Source organism: Sphingomonas sp. ATCC 31555 (assembly GCF_000282895.1).
Taxonomy (GTDB): domain Bacteria; phylum Pseudomonadota; class Alphaproteobacteria; order Sphingomonadales; family Sphingomonadaceae; genus Sphingomonas.
Genome location: NZ_ALBQ01000021.1, coordinates 121,597 through 142,893, shown reverse-complemented (window position 1 = coordinate 142,893; position 21,297 = coordinate 121,597). Strand labels below are relative to the sequence as shown.

Below are 21,297 nucleotides of genomic sequence, written 5' to 3'. Positions count from 1 at the left end.
GGGGAGGGAGAAGCCGGCTAGCCCCGCCCCATCCGCATCGCCGCGCCGGCGACCCAAGGGCAGCCCGCCACCAGCAACAAGCTGATCGCCGCGAGCAGCTTGATCGCGCCGGGTTCGCCGCCGGTGGCGCCGGCACCGAAGATCAGCAGCGGCACCGCGAAGGGCAGCATCACCAGCCCGGCCAGCGCGCCTGCGCCGCGCAGCCCCGCCACCAGCGCCGCCGTCGCCACACCCAGCCCCGCCAGCCCCGGCGTTCCGATCGCCAGTCCGAGCAGGATCGTGCCCAACGCGGCGCCCGATACGTGCAACAATGCGGCCGCAAGGCAGGTCGCCGCCAGCAGCGCCGGGCCGAAGCCGAGCCAATGGCCGAGCATCTTGGCTGCCGCGATGCTGGCATCGGAATAGCCCCGCGCCACCAACTGATCGAGCACGCCGCTCTCGGCATCGGGCGTCACCAGCCGCTCGACCGGGAGCAAGGCGGCGAGCAGCGCCGCCGCCCAGATCACGCCGCCACCGATCCGCGCGAGCAGCCGCCCGTCCGGCCCGATCGCAAAGGGGAACAGGATCGCGACCAGCAGGAAGAAGGCGATCGGCAGCACCAGCCCGCCGCTGCTCCACGCGCGCCGCAATTCGCGCCAGACCAGCGCGATCACAGCCGTATCTCCCGCGCGCCGGGAAGTCCGATCGGCTGATGCGTAGCGACCAGCACGATGCCGCCGTCCGCCCGGTGCGCGGCGATCCGCGCCTCCAGCATCCCGATAGACGCGGTGTCGAGGCCATTGGCGGGCTCGTCGAGCAGCCACACCGGCGCGCCGCTGGCCAGCACCCGCGCGAACGCAGCCCGCCGCCGCTGTCCGGTGGAGAGCAGCCGCACTGGCACATCGGCGATGTCCGCCAATCCCACCGCATCTAGCGCCGCGCCTACCGCGGCCGTCCGCTGGTCCAGCCCCGCCCAGAAGCCGAGCGCTGCGGCCAGGCTGCGTTCCGCATCGAGCGCCGCGCTTTCGCTGAGCAATGCCCGGGCGCCGTCCCCCCTCACGCGGCCGCCCAGCGGGGCCAATAGGCCCGCGGCGATGCGGATCAGGCTCGATTTGCCGACGCCGTTCGGCCCCTGCACCAGCCCAGCCTCCCCGGCAGCCAGCACAAAGCCGAGCCCTTCGAAGAGGATCCGCCCGCCGCGCAGGCAGGTGACGTTCTCAAAGGCCAGGCTGCTGCTCAATCGTCGGCGTCTTCCAGCGCGTGCATGTCTTCGTCGGAAAGGCCGAAATGATGTCCGACTTCGTGGATCACGACATGGTGGACCAGCCGCTCGAGCGATTCGCCGGTTTCGACCCACTCGTCGAGGATCGGGCGGCGATAGAGGTGGATACGATCGGGCAATGCGCCCGAGTCGAATGCCGATTTCTCGCCGATCGGCCGGCCGTGATAGAGGCCGCTCAGCGCGAAAGGGTCGTCGATGTCGAGCGCATCGAGCGTATCTTCGTCGGCGAACTCCTCCACCAGCAGCACCACGTCCGCCAAGTGCGACTGGAATGGCTCCGGGATGCGCGCCAGCGCGGCGCGGGCGAGCCGCTCGATCAGCGCCGCATCGGGGGCGAGGGTTGGTGCTTGCTCCGGCATGCTCCAAGGCATAGGCGGATGCGCGGAGCGGGAGCAAGGAGGCATCTATGGTAGCGCGATTGACCGACGGACTTCGCGAGGAATCGCTCGCCGCCCTGCCGGCCTGGACCTATGATCCCGCCCGCGACGCGATCACCCGCCGCTTCCTGTTCGCCGATTTCGGCGAGGCCTTCGCCTTCATGACCCGGGTGGCGCTGATCGCGGAAAAGGCCGATCACCATCCCGAATGGTCCAACGTGTGGAACCGCGTGGACGTGCTGCTGACCACCCATGATGCGGGCGGGCTTTCTACGCGCGACCTGCAGATGGCCGCGGCGATCGACGCGCTGGCGAAGGGGTAATCGACGACCGCCAATCCTGTGCCCGGCGGGTGGCGAGTCGCGTGGTGGGCGAAGGGATAACAGGGCGTACAAGATGATCGTCCTTCCCGCGAAGCCGGGGATGACGATGACGTTCGGCCCTATTCGATAATCCGCCCAGCGGGAGGGCGGGAGACAAAGGGCAAGCTTCGCCGCTATTGCCCGGCGTCTTCCCGCTCGTAGAGATCCCAGCGATGTTCGCCGGTCACCGTATCGGAATAGGGGCGGCCGGCTGCATCCTTGCTCGGCACGTAGCGGAAGCGTTTCTGGATCAGCTTGCAGGTGGTTTCGTCCAAGTCTCGATTGCCGCTGCTGCGCGTGACGGTGCAGCTCGAAACGCGTCCGTTCACACCCACGACGAAGCGCAGCCCCACCGTGCCGCTGAAACCGGCATTCAGTGCCCGACGCGGATAATCGGCATCGGTGATCCGCCCGCCAATCCAGCGGAGCGGCTCTCCGCCCCCGCCGCCAGGCCCATCGCCACTGCCCCCGCTACCTGTGCCGGCGCCCTCGCCACCCGCACCAGTCCCCGGGCCCGCCACGGGTGCGGCGCCCGAGGAAGAGTCGCTCGCGGTGGCGGGCTTCGGTGCCGTCACCAGCGGCGGCGGTTGCAGCACAATCGGCGGCGGCGGAGCGACGATCTCGGTGGCCCGGGAGACTCGGTTGGGCGGTGCCGCCGCTCCCTCCTCTTTGGGGGCCGCACGACGTTTAGCGGGCTCGGGCGCAGGCGGCTGCGGGGGTGGCGGGACGTCGAAGCTGAGCAGGCTGGCACCCGCGCCGTCGCGCGTGCCCTGCTGCACGCCTAGGCCCGCCAACAGAAGGGCGGCGAGCAGCGCCTCGACCGCAATCGCCGCGGCCGCACCACGGAGCCGGACGCTGCCGGTTCTCACCGCCCGCCCAATCGTTGTTGCGGGTTCATGCAACCGAAATGCGGCATGGCACATTGATACGCATCGAACACGAACCAAAGATGGGGTCCGAATATGCGTAAGACAATCGCCGCGCTCGCCGCCTTTGCCCTGGTAATGCCGGTCGCCATGCCGATCACGGCAGCGAATGCCCAGCAGCGCTACGAAGGCAAGTCGAAGTCGAGTCGCAACTATCGCTATGTGAAAAAGTGTCGCAAGTCGAAGGGCGAAGCCGGCCTGATCGCGGGCGGCGTCGCCGGTGCCCTGGCGGGTCCGTCGGTGGTCGGCGGCGGCCTTCTGGGTGCCGCCGCGGGCGGTGTTGCCGGTGCGCTCGGCGGCCGGGCCATCGATCGGTCGATCACTGCGAAGAACCGCTGCACCTATGTGCGCGTCCGTCGCTGATCTACCTTGGGGGCGGGCGCAGTCCCGCCCCTTTCCAAACGTCCCTGCATCGGCCAGAAACCGGCCATGATCGCGGCGCCCGGCGCCGCCGACACGATGCAGGAAGTTCATTCATGTCCAGCTATGCCGATCGTCTGAACGCCCTGCGGGAACAGCTTTCCCGCGACGCGCTCGACGGCTTTGTCGTGCCGCTCACCGACGAGCACATGTCCGAATATGTCGGCGCCTACGCCCAGCGCCTCGCCTGGCTCACCGGCTTCCAAGGCTCGGCGGGCACCGCCGTGGTGCTGCCACAGGAAGCGGCGATCTTCACCGATGGGCGCTATACGCTGCAGGTCCGCCAGCAGGTTTCGCACGAGCATTGGCACTATGTCGGCGTGCCTGCGACGAGCGTCGCCGACTGGCTGGCGGAGCACGCGCCGGATGGCGGCCGCATTGGCTATGATCCGTGGCTGCACACCCGAGCCTGGGTTGAGGAAGCGCGCAAGGCGCTGGCCGAGAAAGGAGCGACGCTCGTTGCCGTCGGCCGTAACCCCATCGATGCCGTCTGGGCCGATCAGCCCCGTCCTTCGGACGCGCCATTGGCGGTGCTCGACGAGGCGCTGGCCGGCAGATCCTCCGCCGCCAAGCGTGCCGAGATCGCCGACTGGCTCCAGGCCCGCAAGGCCGATGCCGTGGTGATCGCCGCGCTCGATTCGATCGCATGGACCTTCAACGTTCGCGGCGGCGACGTTGCCCACACGCCGGTCGCGCTCGCCTACACACTGGTGCACGCCGACGGCACCGCCGACCTCTTTGTCGCGCCGGACAAGGTCACCGATGCGGTGCGCCAGCATCTCGGCAACGCGGTGCGCATCCACGATCGCGCCGCCTTCGCCCCCGCGCTGGGCGGGCTCGCCGGCAAGCGAGTCGTCGCCGATCCGGGCAGCGCCGTGGCGGCGATCTTCGATGCGCTGGAGGCCGGCGGCGCCACCGTCGTCGCGCAGCGCGATCCGGTGATCCTCGCCAAGGCGATCAAGAATTCCGCGGAAGTGGCGGGCCACAAGGCGGCGCAGGCCCGCGACGGCGCCGCGCTCAGCCGCTTCCTGAAGTGGTTCGAGGAAACCGCGCCGCAAGGCGGGCTCACCGAACTGTCAGTGGCCGAAAAGCTGCGCGACTTCCGCGAGGCGACCGGTATGCTGAAGGACCTTTCCTTCGATACCATCTCGGCCACCGGCCCGAACGGCGCGATCCCGCACTACAAGGTCACCGAAAAATCGAGCCTTCCGATCGAACCCGGCCAGCTGTTCCTGATCGATTCGGGCGGCCAATATGGCGATGGCACCACCGACGTGACCAGGGTGATGCCGGTGGGCGCGGCGAGCCACGAGATGAAGGACCGCTTCACCCGCGTGCTGAAGGGCCATATCGCCATCGCCACCGCCATCTTCCCGGACGGCACCACCGGCGCACAGATCGACGGTTTCGCCCGCCGCCCGCTCTGGGAAGCTGGGCTCGATTTCGCCCACGGCACCGGCCACGGCGTCGGCGCCTATCTCTCGGTGCACGAGGGGCCGCAGCGCATCGCGCCGCCCTCCTATCCGGGCGGGCAGGCGCTGGAGCCCTTACGCGCTGGCATGTTCCTCTCGAACGAGCCGGGCTACTACAAGGCGGGCGAATACGGGATCCGCATCGAGAACCTCGTCCACATCATCGAGCGGACGATCCCCGGCGGCGACAAGCCGATGCTCGCGTTCGAGACACTCACCTTTGCTCCGATAGAGCGCAGCCTCATCCTGCCGGAACTGCTCAGCCCCGAGGAGCGCGCATGGCTGAACGCCTATCACGCCCAGGTGCTGGCGATCGTCGGCCCGCAGCTGGAGGGCGAGGAGCGCGCCTGGCTCGAAGCCAAGTGCGCGCCGATCGGGTGAGGTGGTTCGATCCCCCTCGCAGGGGTGGATCGAGCTAATCGCTTGATTCGTGGCGGTCGCCCGGTCCCTGGGCACCGGCTTCGGCCTTCGCCTCGCGCGCCTGCGCCTTTCGCCGGCGCAGGTTTTCGCGCAGCTTTTCGGCCAGCCGGGCCTGCTTTTCCACATCCTTCATGGCAATTGCGATAAACCGGCACGATGCGGGTTGACAATCGGCACCCGCGCTGCACATAGGCGCCTCCCGATTGGCGCTGGCCAGCGGGCATCGGAAACAGTGCTGCCGTAGCTCAGTGGTAGAGCGCATCCTTGGTAAGGCTGAGGTCGCGAGTTCAATCCTCGCCGGCAGCACCATTTCCCCTTCATTCACCGCCCGCCTGACGGGCCGGCGACTCTGCCTCCCCTAGCGTGACACCGACAACGGCATCGCCGGAATCGTGCAGCCGCACGAATAGCATCTTGCCCGCGAGCCGCGGCAGGCGAAGCGAGTCCCCAACAAAGCCTAGCGGAACGGAAGTGGCCTTGGCAAAGTCGGCGGTGGTGCTGACGGCAGACAAGAGGAACAGGTCGCGCCCATGCAGGTCGCATAGCTCCGTGCAGGTAACGCCGGTCAGCACCGGCAAACGCACCAGCGTCGCCAGCGGCTGCCAATTGCCCGCCACGCCATCCTGCACCAGCCGGAAGCGTAGCTGCCCCGCTACGCCCGGACCGAGCAGGGCGCGCGGATCAAACCGGGCGACGATCACGTCCCCCGCGACGCGCTGCAACGCGCCGTCGGCAAAGCCGAGCCGACCGGTAGCGCCGCCGGACATGGTCGCAATTTCCACATGGTCGCTGCGCGCCAGGCTGCCGCGCGCGATCTTGAACGAGAAGGCGATCGTGGCATCGGCCGGTAACAGGCCATCGGGCAGCGTGAGCGGCAGCGCGCCCGGCGCGGCAGCGCCCGATGCAGCCCGGCTGAGCAGCGCGGCCGCCGGACGCGGTTCGGCAATCTTCACCGCCAGGCGCACCGTTCGGCCGTCCTGCAGGCGAATCGTAGCTTCACCCGGCCCCGTCAGCGGTTCCGCGTCGGCGGCGAGCACGAGCCGATCGCCTTTCTCCCCTCGCGAAAGTGCCCCGGGCGCGAAGCGGACGCCGCCCAAGTCAAGCCCGGCTACCTGATCGAGACGCGCGCCTTCCAGCACGCCCTCGCGATCCCCGGCATGCAGCACGAAGCGGTCGATTCGACTCGCCTCGAGCCGGGCGGCGAGCTCCAGCGTCTCCGGCGCGGCGGTGCCGAAGCGGGCGATGGTAATCCCCATCTTGCCGGGCCGCGCGTCACCCAGCGGCAGCGTGGTGGAGATTTCGTCCTGCCCGGTGATCTTGAAGGTCAATGGCCGGGTGACGCCCTTCGCATCCCGCAGCACCAGCTGCGACACGCAAAAAGCCGCGCCGCCGCGCAGGACGAGGGGATGGTCGCGACCGACCACCACGCCCGCATCGGGCTCGGCATGCCACGCGCCGGCAGCATCGCGCTGGACGGGGAGCCGAGGCCCGGTGAACCCATCGAAGCCCCAGCGGCCCTGCAGCACCGCGTTGGAGACGGCGCCGAGATCTTCGGGCACGCCACCGGCCAAGCGCACACCACCTTTCTCGACGTCCGCCAGCACTGGCAAGCTCCGCGCCTTGCCGTCGGGGCCGGTCAGCTGCACCGCGAGGTCCCGTGCGTAGTCGGTGGCGTAGAGCAGCGGCGCATCGTCCAGCGGCAGCGCCAGATCGGGCTTGCCCAGGCACACCGGCGCCGGCCCGGCGGCGCGCCACAAGGGGCGGCTTGCCGGCCCGATCGGCGGCAAAGCGGCGACCAGCACCGATCGTGGGCTCTGGAAAGATGGCGCCGCATTGAGCAGCAACTGCATCTGTGCCGACCGGGCCAGCGATAGCGCCGGCAGATACTGATATTGGGGGCTGCGAAATGCGCCGAACAGCCGCGCCAGATCACGGGCCAAGCCGATATAGGGGCTGAAATAGCCCCCGCCGCCCTCGGGAGTCGCCGCGATTCGATAAGCGAGGTCCACAGGCGTGCCGGTCAGCGTTTCAGCCAGGGTGCTTCCGCGCTGTGCCTGGAGCACCAGATTGTCGCGATCCTGCGTCAGGCAGGCCGCCTGCAGCCCGCGCGGGCGCGAAAGGCATTCGGCCTTCAGCTTGATGCGCAGCGCATTGGCCAGCACGGGCGCAGCTTCCGCCAGCCGCTGGGGCGTCGCTTCGCCGATGCGCCCGATCGCGGTGACAAACGCATCCAGCCGTGCCCGATCAAGTGATGCCTGGTGCAGATCCTGCGCGGCGCGCACGAACACGCCCGGCCGCCCCCGTACCGCGTCGCGTACCGAATCGAACCCGCCGCCCGTCTCCGGTGCGAGCAGCACCACCGCCTGCTCTGCGCCATCGGGCACCTTCAGATCCAGCCGGTTCTTCTTCTTGCGCCAGGTTTCGGCCGCGTAGAACCAATCCTTTGGCGGGGGATTCGTCGCGCCGCGCAGGAACACGACGATCATCAGGTACCGCGCCGATTGATGCTCGGGGAAATCTGCTTCCACGCGGAGGCGATCGCCGGGCAACAGCGACGGCACGGCACCGATCGGAAGCTCAACGTCGCCGCGCGTCACGGTCAACGCCAGCACCGGCCCGGCCAGATCGAAGCCGTTCTGCTGGGCACGTGCGGGGACGGCGGCCAATACCAGCGCCGCCAGAAGTACAAGGAGTGAGGATACGCGAACCATGGCCGACCTATAGGGGAGACGCGCCAGCCTCCGCCAGCGCGCAGGCGCATGCGCCCGCCGCATCGCCGACGCCGTACCCCCCTGATAATCGCCATGCCGGCGAGCCGGTTCCACGGCCCGCCCGCATCCGTCAGAACCGCATACGTCCGCCCAGCGAGAAGACCAGCGCCCGCGCATTGCGCACCTCACCGGAGGTCAATATCGTCGAGCCGGCATCCACCGTCGGGCGATCGATGGTTGCATTGGCGAAGTCGACATAATTGGCCGCGGCATCCAGCGTGATCCGCGACGTGAGCGCATAGGAGCCGCCGAGCGCGAAGTTCCATCGGTTCGCATCGGGCACGCGGGCGTCGCGCCGACCATTCTGGGTCGGCGTGGTAGCGCGCTGCACGCCGCCGCGCAGCGTAAGAGCCGGTGACACGGCATAATCCACGCCGGCGGCATAGCTCCAGCTTTCGCGATATTGCTCGGGAATCGCGGCGTTAAGCGGCGCGCCAAGCCGGATGGCATCGAACTTGTCCCAGCCGAAATGCACCAGCTGCGCATTCAATGTAATCGCGTCATTCGCACGATAGCGCAGGCCGACGATGTGCTGCGCGGGTGTGTAGAAATCGGCCTCGACGCCGGAAAGCGTGCTGTTCCCCGGTGCAAGCGGCCCTACCAGTCCGCTGACCACCAGATCGCCCTTCAGCTTGTGACGGATGGCGGATTTGTAGCTGTAGCCGACCGTCACCCTATCGTTGTGCATCTGGAAGCCCGCGGTCCAGCCCACATCCCAGCCGTCGCCCTTCAGTTCCTGGCGGCCGTCCGGCAGCGTGGCAAGCACGTTGGGAAGCGCGTTGCTGAGGCTAGCATCGGTGTATTCGACATTCGCACCGGCGCCCACACGCAGCCAATCGGTTACCGACACCGCGACAGACGGCTGGATGTCGATCGTGCGCAGCCGCGTTTTGTCCGCGCTGTACCGCGCCCAGCTGTTCGCCGGATAATCGGTGGTGAAGCTGTATGGCGACGTGACTGCGAGGCCCAACGCCACCCCGCGCGCCACCGGCACCGCGATGGCACCGGACGGCAGCACGCCGTTGTTGATCGGGTTTCGCGAGATCGGGTCGCCGCCCACCGCGGTGGCGGGCTGGCCCGGCCGCGCGATGCGGGTGCCGGTATCGACCACTTGGCCGCGCGGGAGGATGAGCGAGGCGTTGAGCACCACCTCGCTCTCCGCCGCATCGGCGATCGCAGCCGGATTCCACCAAAGCGACGCGGCGCCCGTATCGGCGGCCTCGCCCGAAAATGCACGGCCGGCGGCGCGCGCGGACTGTTCCTGAAGATAAAAAGCCTGGGCGTGGGCCAGGCCCGTAAAGCCGCACAGGGCCGTCAGCCCAGTGCCGGCGGCAAACAGGGTACGCGTGTACAACATGATGTCCCTCGAAAATGTCAGAGGCCGGGAGACGCGCGCCTCAGCGCACCCGGGTCCAGGTCTGGGTTCGGCAGAACGGTTTGAAGACGCAGCCGCGCAGCTTCAGCTGATCGCGGCCGGCCAGGCGGATCTCGCCGCTATAGGTCTTGCCGTCTTCGGCATTGTAAATGCGCCCGCCGCGCCAGCCATCGGCAGCCGGCTGAAACCCTTCGAGGATCAGCAACCCGCGCAGCGGGCGGGTTCGCAACGGCGGCTTGGGGTTCTTCGCATCGCGCAGGCCGGGGTTCGCGCGCAACGCATCCGAGGTGAGAATTCTACCGCAAATCGAGGGGCCGCAACGCTGGATCTCGACGATCGCATTGCGCGTCTCCGTTTTCCAGCGGCCTTCGACACCCTCTCCCATCTGCGACGCGACCATCGCAGCAATCAAGCTGATCAGCATACTTATTATTCCACCAGCAACAACTCTCGCCACAGAAAAGTGTGGCAAGGAACGGCTATCGGTACGTTTACCTGAAAAGCCTTTCCTGACGGAAACCATACCGAACCATCAAAGTTCCGCAATGGCAGCATGGCTGATGACGGAGCGGACAGGCGGTATCGCGGGAGGGCAAGCACCAAAGCGCAACGTTGCGCGTCCTGCATGCCGTAACGGCAGGAAACCCGGCAGCCTGGCCGCCACACGGAGCAAAAAAATCCCGCAGGGGGCCTCGCCGACCCGCGAACTTCGATCGAATCGCCGGTTCAACCGGCGGCGAGCGTTCCGAAGCTGCGATCGCCCGCGTCGCCGAGACCGGGCACGATATAGCCATGGTCGTTCAGCGCCGGGTCTAAGCCCGCCGCCCAGATTGGCACGTCCGGGTGTGCCGCACGCACCGCCGCCACGCCGGGCGCGGCGGCTAGCAAACAGAGAAAGTTTAGGGACCGCGCGCCGACGCCCTTCAGCCGATCAAGCGCTGCAATTGCGCTGTGGCCGGTCGCCAGCATCGGATCGACGAGCAGCACCAGCCGATCGGCCAGATCCTCCGGTGCCTTGAAGTAATATTCAATCGCTTCCAGCGTCGCCGGATCGCGGTACAGCCCGAGATGCGCCACTGCCGCTTCGGGCAACAGATCCAACACGCCCTCCGCCATCGCCAGGCCCGCCCGCAGGATCGGCACGATCACCGGCGGCGGCCCCGCCAGCATTGGGGCAGCCATCGCTGTGATCGGCGTTTCGATCGACATTGCAGCCAGCGGCAGATGGCGCGTCGCCTCGTACCCGATCAGCGCAGCAATCGCCCGTAATTCGGTGCGGAACCGGGCGGTGGAGGTTTCGCGATTCCGCAGAACCGCCAGCTTATGCTGGACGAGCGGATGGCTGGCGATCGTGAGGCCGTCGATCATGCGAGCAGCACTGCCCGGTGCCGTCGCCTGGCGCAAGCTTTCGGGAAGCACGGGCCGGTGGCACCCGCTGGCGTTACGCCGGCTGGACGCGCACCGCCCGCCGCCGCCGGACCGGCGTGGCAACGGAGAGGCTGGGCACCACCGGCGCCTCGACCCGATCAAACCAGCCCAGCGCCGTGGAAATCGCGGTCGCGGTTGCCTTCAGACGCTCCAGCGCCTCGTCGTGCGAGACGTGCGGCGCGTCGTCGATCGCGGCGAGAAATGGGATGGTCAGCGCCGCCACGACATGGCCGTCGAACCCGAAGACCGGGCAGCTCATGTCGGATACGCCTGCCATCCGGGCGCTAGGGATCGATTCGTGCCCTTGCGCGCGCACCACCTCAAGGCGCGCGGCAAGCCCCTTGGGCAGCCCCTTCGGATACAGTGTGGCACGGCGTTCCGGCTCCATCGCCGCCAGCAGCACATGGCCCGAGCAGCTGGTAAGCAGGTCGATCTCGGTGCCCAGCCGCACTGCGAAGCCGGTCTGGCCTGGGCTTTCCTGCCGCGCCACGATTAGCCCGCGGGTGCCGTTCACCACCACCAGATGGCAGGACTGCACCGTCGCCGCGGCCAGGCTGTGCATCAGCGGCGTGGCGACATGAGTCAGCTCCTGCGCCGGGGTCGCACGATGGGCGATCTCCAGCACACGATAGGTGACGCGGTAGCGATCACTGCCGCCGTCCTTGTGCAGCCAGCCGCGCCGGTCGAGCACCACGATGATTCGAAACAGCTCGCTGATCGACCGGCCCAGCCGCTGCGCAATTTCGCTGATCGTCAGTCCCTGCGGCTCGCTGCTCAGCAGCTCGATCACGTCAATCGCCTTTTCCAGCGCAGGCGCGGCATAACTGGGGGATTTGTCGGCGGGTGCGGTCGATGCATGGTCGGTCATAAGGTAACGCTACCGAAAGCGACGCGGCCTGTCATGCCACTTGCGAAGAACGGCCGCTTACGCCTAAGAAGATGAAAGTCATTTTGACCTATGAAAACGTTCGAAGGAGATGGGGAGGCAATGCGTTTCCGGAACAAGACCGCGATCGTAACCGCCGCGGGGCATGGCATCGGCCGGGCAACGGCGCTGCGGCTCCGCGACGAAGGCGCGCGAGTCTACGCCCTTGATCGCGATGGTGCTGCGCTGGCGACGATGGATGGCGTGGAAGCCGTCGTGCTCGACCTGCTCGACGCGCAGGCGATCGCTGCGCTGCCGGAAACTGTCGGCGCGGTCGACATTCTGGCCAACATCGCCGGGTTCGTCGCAGCGGGCTCCATCCTCGACGGCAGCGACGAGGACTGGATGCTGTCCTTCGATCTCAACGTCCACGCCATGCACCGCATGATCCGCGCCTTCCTGCCCGGCATGCTGGCCAAGGGCGGCGGCGCGATCGTCAACATGTCGTCGATTGCGTCGAGCGTGAAGGGCATCCCCAACCGCCACGCCTATGGCGCATCAAAGGCGGCCGTTATTGGTCTTACCAAATCGGTCGCTGCGGATTTCGTCGCCAAGGGAATCCGCTGCAACGCAGTATGCCCGGGCACCGTCGACACCCCGAGCCTGCGCCAGCGCGTTGCGGAACAAGCTGCGCAGCAGGGCATCGCGGTAGAGGAAGCGCATGCCGCCTTTGTTGCCCGCCAGCCGATGGGCCGGCTCGGCCGTGAGGAGGAAATCGCCGCGCTGGTCTGCTATCTCGCCAGTGACGAGGCTGCCTTCACCACCGGCGCGGTGCATGTGATCGACGGCGGCTGGGTGAACTGATGACGATGAACGCCCGCATCATCGGCCTGCGCACCGTCGACCTGCGCTTCCCGACCAGCGCCTCGCTCGACGGCTCGGACGCGATGAACCCGGACCCCGATTATTCGGCGGCCTATGTCATCCTTGAAACCGACGTGCCCGGACTCGAAGGCCATGGCCTCACCTTCACCATCGGCCGCGGCAACGACATCTGCGTCGCCGCGATCGAGGCGATGCGCCACCTGGTGATCGGCCTCGACCTCGCCTGGATCGCCGAGGAGCCCGCGCGCATGTGGCGGCACCTGACCGGCGACAGCCAGCTCCGCTGGATCGGCCCGGACAAGGGCGCGATGCACCTCGCCACCGGCGCGGTGGTCAACGCGATCTGGGACCTCTGGGCCAAGGCCGAGGGCAAGCCGGTGTGGAAGCTCGTCGCGGACATGACGCCCGAGCAGCTCGTCCGCGCGATCGATTTCCGTTACCTCACCGATGCGATCACGCCCGAGCAGGCGCTGGCCCTGCTTACCGAGCGCGCGGCGGGCAAGGCGGAGCGCGTCGCCACGCTCGAGGCGAACGGATATCCCTGCTACACCACGTCGGCCGGTTGGTTGGGCTATCCCGACGAGAAGCTGCGCCGCCTCGCGCAGGAAGCGGTCGATGCCGGCTTCGACCATATCAAGCTCAAGGTCGGCCGCGACCTAGAGGACGATATCCGCCGCGTCCGCATCGCCCGCGAGGTGCTGGGGCCGAACCGCAAGCTGATGATCGACGCCAACCAGGTGTGGGAGGTCGGCCAGGCGATCGACTGGGTCAACGCGCTCGCCTTCGCCAAGCCCTGGTTCATCGAGGAGCCGACCAGCCCCGACGACGTGCTCGGCCACAAGGCGATCCGCGACGGCATCGGCCAGGTGCAGGTCGCGACCGGCGAGATGTGCCAGAACCGCATCCTGTTCAAGCAGTTCATGGCGGTGGGCGCGGTCGACGTGATCCAGCTCGACGCCTGCCGCATCGGGGGCGTGAACGAGGCGCTGGCGGTGCTGCTGCTCGCCGCGCGCTACAACCTGCCGGTGTGCCCGCATGCCGGCGGCGTGGGGCTGTGCGAATACGTCCAGCACTTGTCGATGATCGACTATCTGTGCTTTGCCGGCACCATGGACGGCAGGGTCATCGAATATGTGGATCATCTCCATGAACATTTCCTGGAGCCCTGCGTGATCAGGAACGCGGCGTACATGCCGCCGCAGCGTCCCGGCTATTCAATCGAGATGAAGCCCGAGACGCTCGTCCAGTATCGGTTCGGCGCATGAATCTGGGGCTCGCCGGCAGGGTCGTGATCGTCACCGGCGGCTCGTCGGGAATCGGCGCGGCCATTGCCGCGGGGCTGGCGCGCGAAGGCGCGGTCCCCGCCATCGTCTCGCGCGAGCCGCCCCGGCCCGAGCTGGTCGCGCAATTGGGCGAGGACTGGCTGTTCCACCCCTGCGAGCTGGCCGAGGACGATGCCGTGGTCGCTGCGGTCGACGCGGTGGCCGCGCGCTTCGGGCGGATCGACGGGCTGGTCAACAATGCCGGGCTCAACGACAATCTCGGCTTCGAGGCGACCCCGGCGCAGTTCCGCGCCTCGCTCGACATCAACCTCGTCCATTATTTCGGCATGGCGCGGGCAGCACTTCCGCAACTCAAGGCGGCGCAAGGCGCGATCGTCAACATCGGCTCGAAGACCTCGATCACCGGCCAGGGGCACACCAGCGCCTATGCCGCCGCCAAGGGCGCGGTGCTGGCGCTGACCCGCGAATGGGCGGTGGCGCTGCGCGGCGACGGCATCCGCGTCAATGCGATCGTGCCGGCCGAGGTCGAGACCCCCGCCTATGCCGAATGGCTGAAGAGCTTCGACAACCCCGAAGCGCGGCGCGAGGAAATCGAGCGGCGGGTGCCCTTCGGCCACCGCTTCACCACGCCCGAAGAGATCGCCGATACCGCGCTGTTCCTGCTTTCCGCGCGGGCCAGCCACACCACGGGCCAGTGGCTGTTCGTCGACGGCGGCTACACGCATCTGGACCGTGCCATCGAATGACCCCAACAGGGGCGTCGCACCAAGGAGAGGATTCATGGCCAGCAAGGCCGGACGCTACACCCCCGCCATCATCCTGACGGTCTCGCTGTTCTTCCTGTGGGGAATGGCGAACAACCTCAACGACATCCTGATCGCGCATTTCCGCCGCGCCTTCACGCTGAGCGATTTCGAGACCAGCTTCGTCCAGCAGGCCTTCTATATGGGCTATTTCCTGCTCGCGACGCCGGCAGCGATGCTCGCGCGGCGGCGGGGCTACAAGGCGGCGATCGTGACGGGCCTGACCCTCTACGCGATCGGCGCGCTGCTCTTCTATCCGGCGACGCATTTCGGCGAATATCGCTGGTTCCTGGCCGCGCTGTTCGTGATCGCCTGCGGCCTCGCCTTTCTCGAGACCTCGGCCAGCCCGCTGATCGCCGAGTTGGGCAGCCCCGAAGGCGCCGCCCGCCGGCTGAACTTCGCGCAGGCCGCCAACCCGCTCGGCACGATCTTCGGCGTGCTGGTGGGGAAATATTTCATCCTCTCCAGCTTCGCGCAGGACGAGAAGGCGCTGGCGGCGATGTCCGCCGCCGAGCGGACCGCGACGCTGCGCGGCGAGCTCGCCTCGGTGCAGACGCCCTATCTGGTGATCGGCCTCGTCGTCCTCGCCTTCGCGATCGCTGCCGCGCTGATCGCCTTCCCGGACAACCGCCGCGACGGCGACGCGCCCGCGGTGCCGACGGGCGAGGCGCTCGGCACCGTGCTGCGCGACCGCACGCTGGTCTTCGCGGTGGTGGCGCAGTTCTTCTATGTCGGCGCGCAGGTGGGGCTGTGGAGCTACACGATCCGCTACGCCCAGGTGAACCTGCCCGGCCTCACCGAGCAGGGCGCGGCCGACTATCTGTTCGCCAGCCTGGTGCTGTTCGGCATCGGCCGCTTCGTGGGTGCGGCGATGCTCGGCAAGGTCGCGGCGCCGCAGCTGCTGGTGGTGTTCGCCGGGCTCTCGGCGGCGCTGACCGTCGCGGCGGTGTTCGTCGGCGGGACGACCGGGCTCTATGCGCTGGTCGCGGCGAGCTTCTTCATGTCGATCCAGTTCCCGACGATCTTCGCGATCGGCATCGGCGGGCTGGGACCGCTCAAGCAGATCGGCGCCTCGCTGATCGTGATGGCGATCATCGGCGGCGCGGTGCTAACCGCGGCGATGGGGCATCTGTCCGACCTCGCGGGGATCAACCTCGCGCTGCTGGTGCCGGCGGCGGCGTTCCTGGTCGTGCTCGCCTTCGGCGCGAGCGCGCGGGGGACGGCGCAGGATGTGAAGATGGTGGCGGCGGGGCATTGAGGCACTGAAAAGACCCTCCCCTGAAAGGGGAGGATGGGGTGGCGGAATTGCTATGTCGTTGCGCCGGCAAACCCGCTAGCAAACACACATGCGAACCGCACTTGATGCACCGCTCGAAGCCCTCGACGAGTCAGACCAGGACTTCGTCGAGAAGGTGCGGCAATATGGTTGGGCCTTCACATCGGTGCCGGCCGATGAGCAAGGCCCCGGCTTCCGGTTCACCACCGGCTTGTGGCATTCCACCGGCCACGCCGAACTGATCCTTTTCTCCATGAAGCGGGACATCGTGCGGGATGTGTTCGCCGACCTGTTCCGAGCAGCGAAGGCTGGGAACCGACTGCCTACCAGCGAGTCGACCGATCGCGCGTTCGCGAACCTGCCGGCCTATGCCTTTCCCGTCGCGACGCGCTTCTACCCCGAATATCTCGGACGCAGCCGATGGTTTTACGGTGGGGACGACTTCCCCTGCCTCCAGATCGTATGGCCCGATCGGGAGAGCCGCTTCCCTTGGCAGCCAGGCTTTAATCCGGAGTTTGCCGATGATCAGCCGGATCTGAGCGAGCGCGGCTGGAAGCAGGAAGTCAGCGGCTGATGGCCGATCCTAAGCCCCTCCTCCGAGGAGGGGCTTAAGAAGACGATCACCCCACCAGCACCACATGCAGAAACCGCGGGCCATGCGCGCCGCGGACATAGGTGCCTTCGATGTCGGTCGTGCCGCTGACGCCCGTTACCCAATAGTGCGCGCGCGGCACCGCGCCGCCCGGTGCCGCCTCCTCCAGCCAGCGGACTAACCCGGCCACCTCCAGCACGACGATGTGGCGCAGCGCCAGGAAGTTGGGGAGCATCGGCGCTTGCGGCGACGTCTCGAACACCAGCGAGCCCGTCTCCGCCACCCCGGCCCGCGCAAACGCCAGTACCGTGCCGTCGTCGATCGGACAGTCCGCCAGCCGGGTGAGCCCCGACCAGTCCAGCCCGTCCATCCGCGCATCGGGGGGCAGCCACAGCGCCGGTTCCGCACCCTCGGCCGCCAGATACCCCGCCACAGCCCCCGGCAGTTCTGCCAGCGACCCGATCCGCGCATGCGTCGCCGCCACGCTCGGCAGCGCAAGCTGCGCCAGGAAGCGCGCCACCAGATCCTCCGGCCCTGCCGGCCGCTCGCGTTCCTCGCCCGCGAGCAGCGCCGCCGCCTCTGCAGCCAGATCCGCCGCCGCCCGCGCCGGCCCCAGCCGCGCCAGGATCGCGTCGCGCGCGCTCATCGTTCGCCCTTTCGATAGCGGTCCATGAAGCTCTCCGCCGCGGGGGCGGGGAAGTCGCGCCCGCCGGTCCAGCCGCCGGCCAAGGGCAGCCGCGAGATCCAGCCGCGCCCGGCCAGCCGCATCGCCCGGATCGCCCAGCGCACGCCTGCGCGATACAGCCACGGCCGCCGCGCCGCCCAGGCCCAGAGCCCCAACCCTGAGCGCAGCGTCACCGGCTCCAGCCCCTCGCGCCAGCTCTTCTCGCGCCAGCCGCGCAGCAGCGTGGGTAGCGGAATCGCGACCGGGCACACCTCCTGGCACTTGCCGTTCATCGTGCAGGCGTTGGGCAAATCGCGGCTCGCCGCCAGCCCGTCGAGCGCGGGGGTCAGCACCGATCCCATCGGCCCAGGATAGGTGCCGCCGTAAGCATGGCCACCGATCTGGCGGAACACCACGCAGTGGTTCATGCACGCGCCGCAGCGGATGCAGCGCAGCATCTCCCCCAGCCCATTGTCGCGCATCGCGCTGCGGCCATTGTCGACCAGTACGATGTGCATCTCTTCCGGCCCGTCGCGGTCCCCGGCCCGCTTCGGCCCGGCATAGAAGGTGGTGTACTGGGTCAGCGCCGCGCCGGTCGCCGAGCGGGCGAGCAGCCGCAGCAGATGCACGGCATGGTCCATCGAGGGGACCAGCTTCTCGATCCCCGCGGTGACGATATGCACGCGCGGCGGCACCAGCGAGAGCTCGGCATTGCCCTCGTTGGTGACGGTGCAGACCTGCCCGGTATCCGCGATCAGGAAATTGGCGCCCGAAATGCCGACATCGGCGCCCAGCATCTCGCCCCGCAACTGCCGCCGCGCGCTCGCCGCCATCGCGACGATGCTTTCCTCGACAGGCGGTTCGCGATGGCGGGCGTGAAACAGCGCCGAGACCTGCTCGCGCGTCTTGTGCATCGCCGGCCAGATGATGTGCGAGGGCCGCTCGCCGGCGAGCTGGATGATGTGTTCGGCAAGGTCGGTCTCGACCCGGCCGATCCCCGCCGCCTCCAGCGCGTGCGGCAGGCCGATCTCCTCGCCGAGCATCGACTTGGAGCGGGCAACGCTCTTCGCCCCGGCCTTGCGGCAAAGGTCGACCACGATCGCGCAGGCCTCGTCGGCAGTGGCGGCCCAGTGGACTGTCGCCCCCGCCGCGGTTGCCGCCGCCTCGAACTGGACGAGGTAGCTGCCGAGATTGGCGATCACATGGTCCTTGATCGCCGCCGCCCGCTCGCGCGCCGCGGCGAAGCTGGGCCAGGCGTCGATCGCCGCGCCGCGCTTGGCCTCGGCGGTGCCGGCGGTGCGCTCGACCGCGATCTTGAGCTGGCGGTCGGCGAGCGCGGCATCGACCCGCGCGTCGAACGCCCGGCTCATTGCGCTTCGCCGATCGCCGGGCCGTCGGCCATGCCGGCCAGCACCTCGATGGTGTGGAAGGCGCGCACCTCGGATCCGCGCCGGTGGAGCTTGCCCGCCATATTCATCAGGCAGCCGAGATCGCCCGCGAGCAGCAACCCCGCGCCACTCGCCTCCACCGCCGCCGCCTTCTCGTCGGCGATGGCGTTGGAGATCGCCGGGTATTTCACGCAGAAGGTGCCGCCGAAACCGCAGCAGGTCTCCTCGCCCGCGAGCGGCACCAGCGCCAGCCCGTCGACCGCGCCGAGCAGCCGCCGCGGCTGCACCTTGATGCCCAGTTCACGCAAGCCCGAGCAGCTGTCATGATAGGTCGCCGTGGCGGGCAGCGTCACGCCCTCCGGCCGCCAGCCGCGCGCATCGAGCCAGGCGAGGATTTCCCATGTCTTCGCCGCCACCGCCTCGGCCCGCGCGGCCCATTCGGGGTCGCCAGCGAGCAATTCGGGATAGTGGCAACGGATCGTCCCCGCACAGCTGCCGGAGGGGACGACGATCGCCTCGTACGATTCCAGCATCGCCACGTTGCGCCGGGCGAAGTCGGTTGCGGTCGCGCGATCGCCCGAATTGAGTGCCGGCTGCCCGCAACAGGTCTGCTCTTCCGGCACCACCACCTCGCACCCGGCATCGGCGAGGGCGCGCAGGGCCGCAAAGCCCACCCGCGGCCGCATCGCATCGACCAGGCAGGTGACGAACAGCGCGATGCGCGGCGACGAAAGGGCTTCGCTCATGCCGCTTTATTGCACATTACGAACGCGCGCTCCAGAAAATGGGAAAACTCATCCTTTTGCGCCTTCTGCCCGCATCGCGGCAAGCTCGATCCGGATCATCTTCGTCGCCAGTTCCGCCGCGCATTTCGTATCCTTGGGATCGCTGAGGAAGCTGTGTTGCATCAGCCCCAGCGACGTCGCCAGAATCAGTTCGGAGAGACCGGATCGGCGCTCGGCAAATGCGTCCCCGGGGGCAAGTGCCTCCAGCGCCGCCAGCATCGTCGCACGAACATCCTCGCGGACCTTTTCGAAGATCGCCGCCACCCGTTCGTTGCGGGCCGCCTCAGCGAAAATCTCGGCGAACAACGGATCAGACTCGTCGGGCTCATGGTCCAGAAAATCGGCCAGCCAGGTCCACACCGCCTCGAGATCGCCCGAGTCGATGCCCCGGCGCAAGGTTTCATGCGCGAGAAATTCAATGCAGTCGACTTCGACAATTGCAGCGACGATCGCCTCTTTCGACGAGAAATCCCGGTAAATTTGACCGACAGCAATGCCTGATTCTTTCGCGATTTGGGCCACCCCCGTCGCGTGAAAACCGTTCGCAATGAACAACCTGCGAGCCGCCGAAACGATTTTTTCGCGTCGCACCAACGCCTTTTCGCGGGGAGCCAGACCGCCTTCTTCCATAGTTTCTGCCATTCGACTCCCCTATAAAACCATCTTGACCGAGTCACTCACTTCGCAGTAGCGGAAAATGTGAGTGAACGTTCGCTCACATATATCAAACGGCAGGCCTTAGCATGACTTTTTTCCGTCACACCGCGCCGGCACTCGCGCTTGCACTCGCCGCTTGTGGCAGTCAGCCCCAGCAGCAGGGCGCCGGAGGGCCTGGTGGCCCCGGCGGTCAGGCAGGCCCACCCCCGGTATCCTATGTCACGGTCCAGCAGCAGGCAGTGCCGCTGACCAGTGAACTTCCGGGTCGGCTGAGCCCCTATGAGAGCTCGGAAGTCCGCCCCCAGGTCAACGGCATCATCCTCGACCGCCTGTTCACCGAAGGCGACATGGTGCGCCAGGGCCAGCCACTCTACCGGATCGATGCTGCCCCCTATCGTGCCGCCGTGGCCAGCGCCCGCGCCGCGCTGACCCGTGCCCAGGCGACGATCGCTTCCACGGAAGCGCTGGCCAGACGCTACGGCGAACTGGTCAAGATCAACGCGATTTCGAAGCAGGAATATGAGAACGCCGTCGCCAGCGCCGCGCAGGCGCGCGCTGACGTCGCTTCGCAGCAGGCCGCAGTGCGGACGGCGGAAATCGATCTTGCTCGCACCACCATTAGAGCGCCGATCAGCGGCCGCATCGGGCGTTCGGTTTCCACCACGGGTGCGCTGGTCTCCGCCGCGCAAACCAATGCGCTGACGACGATCCAGCGGCTCGACCCCATCTATGTCGACATCCAGCAATCGAGCGCCGACCTGCTCAAGCTGCGCCAGCAGATCATGGCTGGCCAGGTCGCCCGCGACGGTAACGCCAAGGTTGCGCTGAAGCTGGAAGACGGCAGCGACTATGGTCCGCAGGGCACGCTACGATTCGCCGACGTGACGGTCGACGAGACCACGGGCAGCCAGGTGATCCGCGCGCTGTTCCCGAACCCCAACGGCCTGTTGCTGCCGGGCATGTTCGTGCGCGCCCGCATCGTCGAGGGCACGCAGCAGAATGCGATGCTGGTGCCACAGCGCGCGGTGAGCCGTGACGAGCGTGGCAACCCCACCGTGCTGGTGGTAGGCGCCGAAAACAAAATCGAGCCGCGGCCGATCCAGACCAGCCGGACCGCCGGCGACGCCTGGATCGTCACCAGCGGCCTCAAGCCGGGCGACAAGGTCATCGTTGAAGGCGCCATGATGCTGCGGCCGGGCATGCCGGTGACGCCGCAGCCCTGGAACCCGAACGCCAAGCCCGCGCAGGGCCAGCCGGGCGCCGCCGCTCCCGCCCAAGGGAAGTAAA

General features: G+C 68.0%; 23 protein-coding genes and 1 tRNA gene. 10 read left to right on the top strand and 14 right to left on the bottom strand.

All coding sequences use genetic code 11. The features are described from left to right. Window positions 1-17 precede the first annotated feature (17 nt). Genes B215_RS0111635 through B215_RS0111625 form a run of 3 tightly spaced genes read right to left on the bottom strand, consistent with a single transcriptional unit; the run spans window position 18 to window position 1,620 of the window. Window positions 18-653, bottom strand: a complete 636-nt coding sequence (locus B215_RS0111635) for a heme exporter protein CcmB (protein ID WP_019369821.1) — start codon at window positions 651-653, stop codon at window positions 18-20. Beyond that, window positions 650-1,219 (bottom strand): heme ABC exporter ATP-binding protein CcmA, encoded by a 570-nt coding sequence (gene ccmA / locus B215_RS0111630; protein ID WP_019369820.1) that lies wholly within the window; start codon window positions 1,217-1,219, stop codon window positions 650-652. Before ccmA ends, B215_RS0111635 begins: the two co-directional genes overlap by 4 nt. Continuing rightward, a complete protein-coding gene (locus B215_RS0111625; RefSeq protein ID WP_019369819.1) occupies window positions 1,216-1,620 on the bottom strand; it encodes a metallopeptidase family protein in 405 nt (134 codons plus the stop codon). The genes ccmA and B215_RS0111625 overlap by 4 nt, the downstream gene beginning before the upstream one ends. 47 nt (window positions 1,621-1,667) lie before the next feature. Between B215_RS0111625 and B215_RS0111620 the strand changes: the two genes are divergently transcribed. Beyond that, window positions 1,668-1,961: a 4a-hydroxytetrahydrobiopterin dehydratase gene (locus B215_RS0111620; RefSeq protein WP_019369818.1), complete on the top strand. Its 294-nt coding sequence runs from the start codon at window positions 1,668-1,670 to the stop codon at window positions 1,959-1,961. 173 nt (window positions 1,962-2,134) lie between these two features. On the opposite strand, the gene B215_RS0111615 is transcribed toward B215_RS0111620, so the two are convergent. Next, a complete protein-coding gene (locus tag B215_RS0111615) occupies window positions 2,135-2,869 on the bottom strand; it encodes an energy transducer TonB (protein WP_019369817.1) in 735 nt (244 codons plus the stop codon). Window positions 2,870-2,962: 93 nt separating this feature from the next. Between B215_RS0111615 and B215_RS0111610 the strand changes: the two genes are divergently transcribed. Both B215_RS0111610 and B215_RS0111605 read left to right on the top strand, forming a co-directional pair. Next, on the top strand, window positions 2,963-3,289 hold the full coding sequence (locus B215_RS0111610) for a hypothetical protein (protein ID WP_019369816.1): 327 nt from the start codon (window positions 2,963-2,965) through the stop codon (window positions 3,287-3,289). 113 nt (window positions 3,290-3,402) lie between these two features. Continuing rightward, window positions 3,403-5,199: an aminopeptidase P family protein gene (locus B215_RS0111605; RefSeq protein WP_019369815.1), complete on the top strand. Its 1,797-nt coding sequence runs from the start codon at window positions 3,403-3,405 to the stop codon at window positions 5,197-5,199. Window positions 5,200-5,233: 34 nt separating this feature from the next. Here B215_RS0111605 and B215_RS21555 read toward each other — a convergent pair whose 3' ends face one another. Continuing rightward, a complete protein-coding gene (locus B215_RS21555) occupies window positions 5,234-5,371 on the bottom strand; it encodes a hypothetical protein (protein ID WP_019369814.1) in 138 nt (45 codons plus the stop codon). A gap of 101 nt (window positions 5,372-5,472) precedes the next feature. Between B215_RS21555 and B215_RS0111595 the strand changes: the two genes are divergently transcribed. Then, window positions 5,473-5,547 (top strand) — tRNA-Thr (locus tag B215_RS0111595). An 8-nt stretch (window positions 5,548-5,555) separates the two neighbouring features. Here the strand turns inward: B215_RS0111595 and B215_RS0111590 are convergent. From B215_RS0111590 to B215_RS0111570, 5 genes are all read right to left on the bottom strand, one after another. Then, entirely contained in the window at window positions 5,556-7,949 is a 2,394-nt protein-coding gene (locus B215_RS0111590; protein ID WP_026009187.1) for a hypothetical protein, read from the bottom strand. 130 nt (window positions 7,950-8,079) lie between these two features. Beyond that, the gene (locus B215_RS0111585; RefSeq protein ID WP_019369812.1) at window positions 8,080-9,366 is read right to left on the bottom strand and encodes an OmpP1/FadL family transporter; all 1,287 of its coding nucleotides are present in this window, start codon (window positions 9,364-9,366) and stop codon (window positions 8,080-8,082) included. A gap of 40 nt (window positions 9,367-9,406) precedes the next feature. Further along, window positions 9,407-9,808: a DUF2147 domain-containing protein gene (locus B215_RS0111580; protein ID WP_019369811.1), complete on the bottom strand. Its 402-nt coding sequence runs from the start codon at window positions 9,806-9,808 to the stop codon at window positions 9,407-9,409. 302 nt (window positions 9,809-10,110) lie between these two features. Then, entirely contained in the window at window positions 10,111-10,752 is a 642-nt protein-coding gene (gene upp / locus B215_RS0111575; protein ID WP_019369810.1) for a uracil phosphoribosyltransferase, read from the bottom strand. Window positions 10,753-10,825: 73 nt separating this feature from the next. Then, window positions 10,826-11,680, bottom strand: coding sequence for an IclR family transcriptional regulator (locus B215_RS0111570; RefSeq protein WP_019369809.1), 855 nt, complete (start codon window positions 11,678-11,680; stop codon window positions 10,826-10,828). A 120-nt stretch (window positions 11,681-11,800) separates the two neighbouring features. Between B215_RS0111570 and B215_RS0111565 the strand changes: the two genes are divergently transcribed. The 5 genes from B215_RS0111565 (at window position 11,801) to B215_RS0111545 (ending at window position 16,498) form a co-directional block, all read left to right on the top strand. Continuing rightward, window positions 11,801-12,541 (top strand): SDR family oxidoreductase, encoded by a 741-nt coding sequence (locus B215_RS0111565; RefSeq protein WP_026009185.1) that lies wholly within the window; start codon window positions 11,801-11,803, stop codon window positions 12,539-12,541. Next, a complete protein-coding gene (locus tag B215_RS0111560; protein ID WP_019369807.1) occupies window positions 12,541-13,827 on the top strand; it encodes an L-fuconate dehydratase in 1,287 nt (428 codons plus the stop codon). Before B215_RS0111565 ends, B215_RS0111560 begins: the two co-directional genes overlap by 1 nt. Then, window positions 13,824-14,591 carry an SDR family oxidoreductase gene (locus B215_RS0111555; protein WP_019369806.1) on the top strand — a complete coding sequence of 256 codons (768 nt, stop codon included), beginning with the start codon at window positions 13,824-13,826 and terminating at the stop codon, window positions 14,589-14,591. The genes B215_RS0111560 and B215_RS0111555 overlap by 4 nt, the downstream gene beginning before the upstream one ends. A 34-nt stretch (window positions 14,592-14,625) precedes the next feature. Continuing rightward, window positions 14,626-15,906 carry an L-fucose:H+ symporter permease gene (gene fucP / locus B215_RS0111550; RefSeq protein ID WP_019369805.1) on the top strand — a complete coding sequence of 427 codons (1,281 nt, stop codon included), beginning with the start codon at window positions 14,626-14,628 and terminating at the stop codon, window positions 15,904-15,906. Between the two features lie 88 nt (window positions 15,907-15,994). After that, window positions 15,995-16,498: a DUF4262 domain-containing protein gene (locus B215_RS0111545; RefSeq protein WP_019369804.1), complete on the top strand. Its 504-nt coding sequence runs from the start codon at window positions 15,995-15,997 to the stop codon at window positions 16,496-16,498. A gap of 46 nt (window positions 16,499-16,544) precedes the next feature. On the opposite strand, the gene B215_RS0111540 is transcribed toward B215_RS0111545, so the two are convergent. From B215_RS0111540 to B215_RS0111525, 4 genes are read right to left on the bottom strand one after another with little or no spacing between them, the layout of a single operon-like run. Beyond that, complete coding sequence (locus B215_RS0111540; RefSeq protein WP_019369803.1) at window positions 16,545-17,162, bottom strand: LutC/YkgG family protein; 618 nt, start codon at window positions 17,160-17,162, stop codon at window positions 16,545-16,547. Then, window positions 17,159-18,550 carry a lactate utilization protein B gene (locus tag B215_RS0111535; protein ID WP_019369802.1) on the bottom strand — a complete coding sequence of 464 codons (1,392 nt, stop codon included), beginning with the start codon at window positions 18,548-18,550 and terminating at the stop codon, window positions 17,159-17,161. Before B215_RS0111535 ends, B215_RS0111540 begins: the two co-directional genes overlap by 4 nt. Continuing rightward, window positions 18,547-19,314 (bottom strand): (Fe-S)-binding protein, encoded by a 768-nt coding sequence (locus B215_RS0111530; RefSeq protein WP_019369801.1) that lies wholly within the window; start codon window positions 19,312-19,314, stop codon window positions 18,547-18,549. The genes B215_RS0111535 and B215_RS0111530 overlap by 4 nt, the downstream gene beginning before the upstream one ends. A gap of 48 nt (window positions 19,315-19,362) precedes the next feature. Next, on the bottom strand, window positions 19,363-19,995 hold the full coding sequence (locus B215_RS0111525; protein ID WP_236704417.1) for a TetR/AcrR family transcriptional regulator: 633 nt from the start codon (window positions 19,993-19,995) through the stop codon (window positions 19,363-19,365). Between the two features lie 101 nt (window positions 19,996-20,096). On the opposite strand from B215_RS0111525, the gene B215_RS0111520 reads away from it, so the two are divergent. Further along, entirely contained in the window at window positions 20,097-21,296 is a 1,200-nt protein-coding gene (locus tag B215_RS0111520) for an efflux RND transporter periplasmic adaptor subunit (RefSeq protein ID WP_026009183.1), read from the top strand. The last annotated feature ends 1 nt before the right edge of the window (window position 21,297 follow it).

Coding starts and splice junctions, on each gene's coding strand:
- B215_RS0111625 (WP_019369819.1), bottom strand. CDS start 1,620: ATGCCGGAGCAAGCACCAACCCTCGCCCCCGATGCGGCGCTGATCGAG.
- B215_RS0111620 (WP_019369818.1), top strand. CDS start 1,668: ATGGTAGCGCGATTGACCGACGGACTTCGCGAGGAATCGCTCGCCGCC.
- B215_RS0111610 (WP_019369816.1), top strand. CDS start 2,963: ATGCGTAAGACAATCGCCGCGCTCGCCGCCTTTGCCCTGGTAATGCCG.
- B215_RS0111605 (WP_019369815.1), top strand. CDS start 3,403: ATGTCCAGCTATGCCGATCGTCTGAACGCCCTGCGGGAACAGCTTTCC.
- B215_RS21555 (WP_019369814.1), bottom strand. CDS start 5,371: ATGAAGGATGTGGAAAAGCAGGCCCGGCTGGCCGAAAAGCTGCGCGAA.
- B215_RS0111590 (WP_026009187.1), bottom strand. CDS start 7,949: ATGGTTCGCGTATCCTCACTCCTTGTACTTCTGGCGGCGCTGGTATTG.
- B215_RS0111585 (WP_019369812.1), bottom strand. CDS start 9,366: ATGTTGTACACGCGTACCCTGTTTGCCGCCGGCACTGGGCTGACGGCC.
- B215_RS0111580 (WP_019369811.1), bottom strand. CDS start 9,808: ATGCTGATCAGCTTGATTGCTGCGATGGTCGCGTCGCAGATGGGAGAG.
- upp (WP_019369810.1), bottom strand. CDS start 10,752: ATGATCGACGGCCTCACGATCGCCAGCCATCCGCTCGTCCAGCATAAG.
- B215_RS0111570 (WP_019369809.1), bottom strand. CDS start 11,680: ATGACCGACCATGCATCGACCGCACCCGCCGACAAATCCCCCAGTTAT.
- B215_RS0111565 (WP_026009185.1), top strand. CDS start 11,801: ATGCGTTTCCGGAACAAGACCGCGATCGTAACCGCCGCGGGGCATGGC.
- B215_RS0111560 (WP_019369807.1), top strand. CDS start 12,541: ATGACGATGAACGCCCGCATCATCGGCCTGCGCACCGTCGACCTGCGC.
- B215_RS0111555 (WP_019369806.1), top strand. CDS start 13,824: ATGAATCTGGGGCTCGCCGGCAGGGTCGTGATCGTCACCGGCGGCTCG.
- fucP (WP_019369805.1), top strand. CDS start 14,626: ATGGCCAGCAAGGCCGGACGCTACACCCCCGCCATCATCCTGACGGTC.
- B215_RS0111545 (WP_019369804.1), top strand. CDS start 15,995: ATGCGAACCGCACTTGATGCACCGCTCGAAGCCCTCGACGAGTCAGAC.
- B215_RS0111540 (WP_019369803.1), bottom strand. CDS start 17,162: ATGAGCGCGCGCGACGCGATCCTGGCGCGGCTGGGGCCGGCGCGGGCG.
- B215_RS0111535 (WP_019369802.1), bottom strand. CDS start 18,550: ATGAGCCGGGCGTTCGACGCGCGGGTCGATGCCGCGCTCGCCGACCGC.
- B215_RS0111530 (WP_019369801.1), bottom strand. CDS start 19,314: ATGAGCGAAGCCCTTTCGTCGCCGCGCATCGCGCTGTTCGTCACCTGC.
- B215_RS0111525 (WP_236704417.1), bottom strand. CDS start 19,995: ATGGCAGAAACTATGGAAGAAGGCGGTCTGGCTCCCCGCGAAAAGGCG.
- B215_RS0111520 (WP_026009183.1), top strand. CDS start 20,097: ATGACTTTTTTCCGTCACACCGCGCCGGCACTCGCGCTTGCACTCGCC.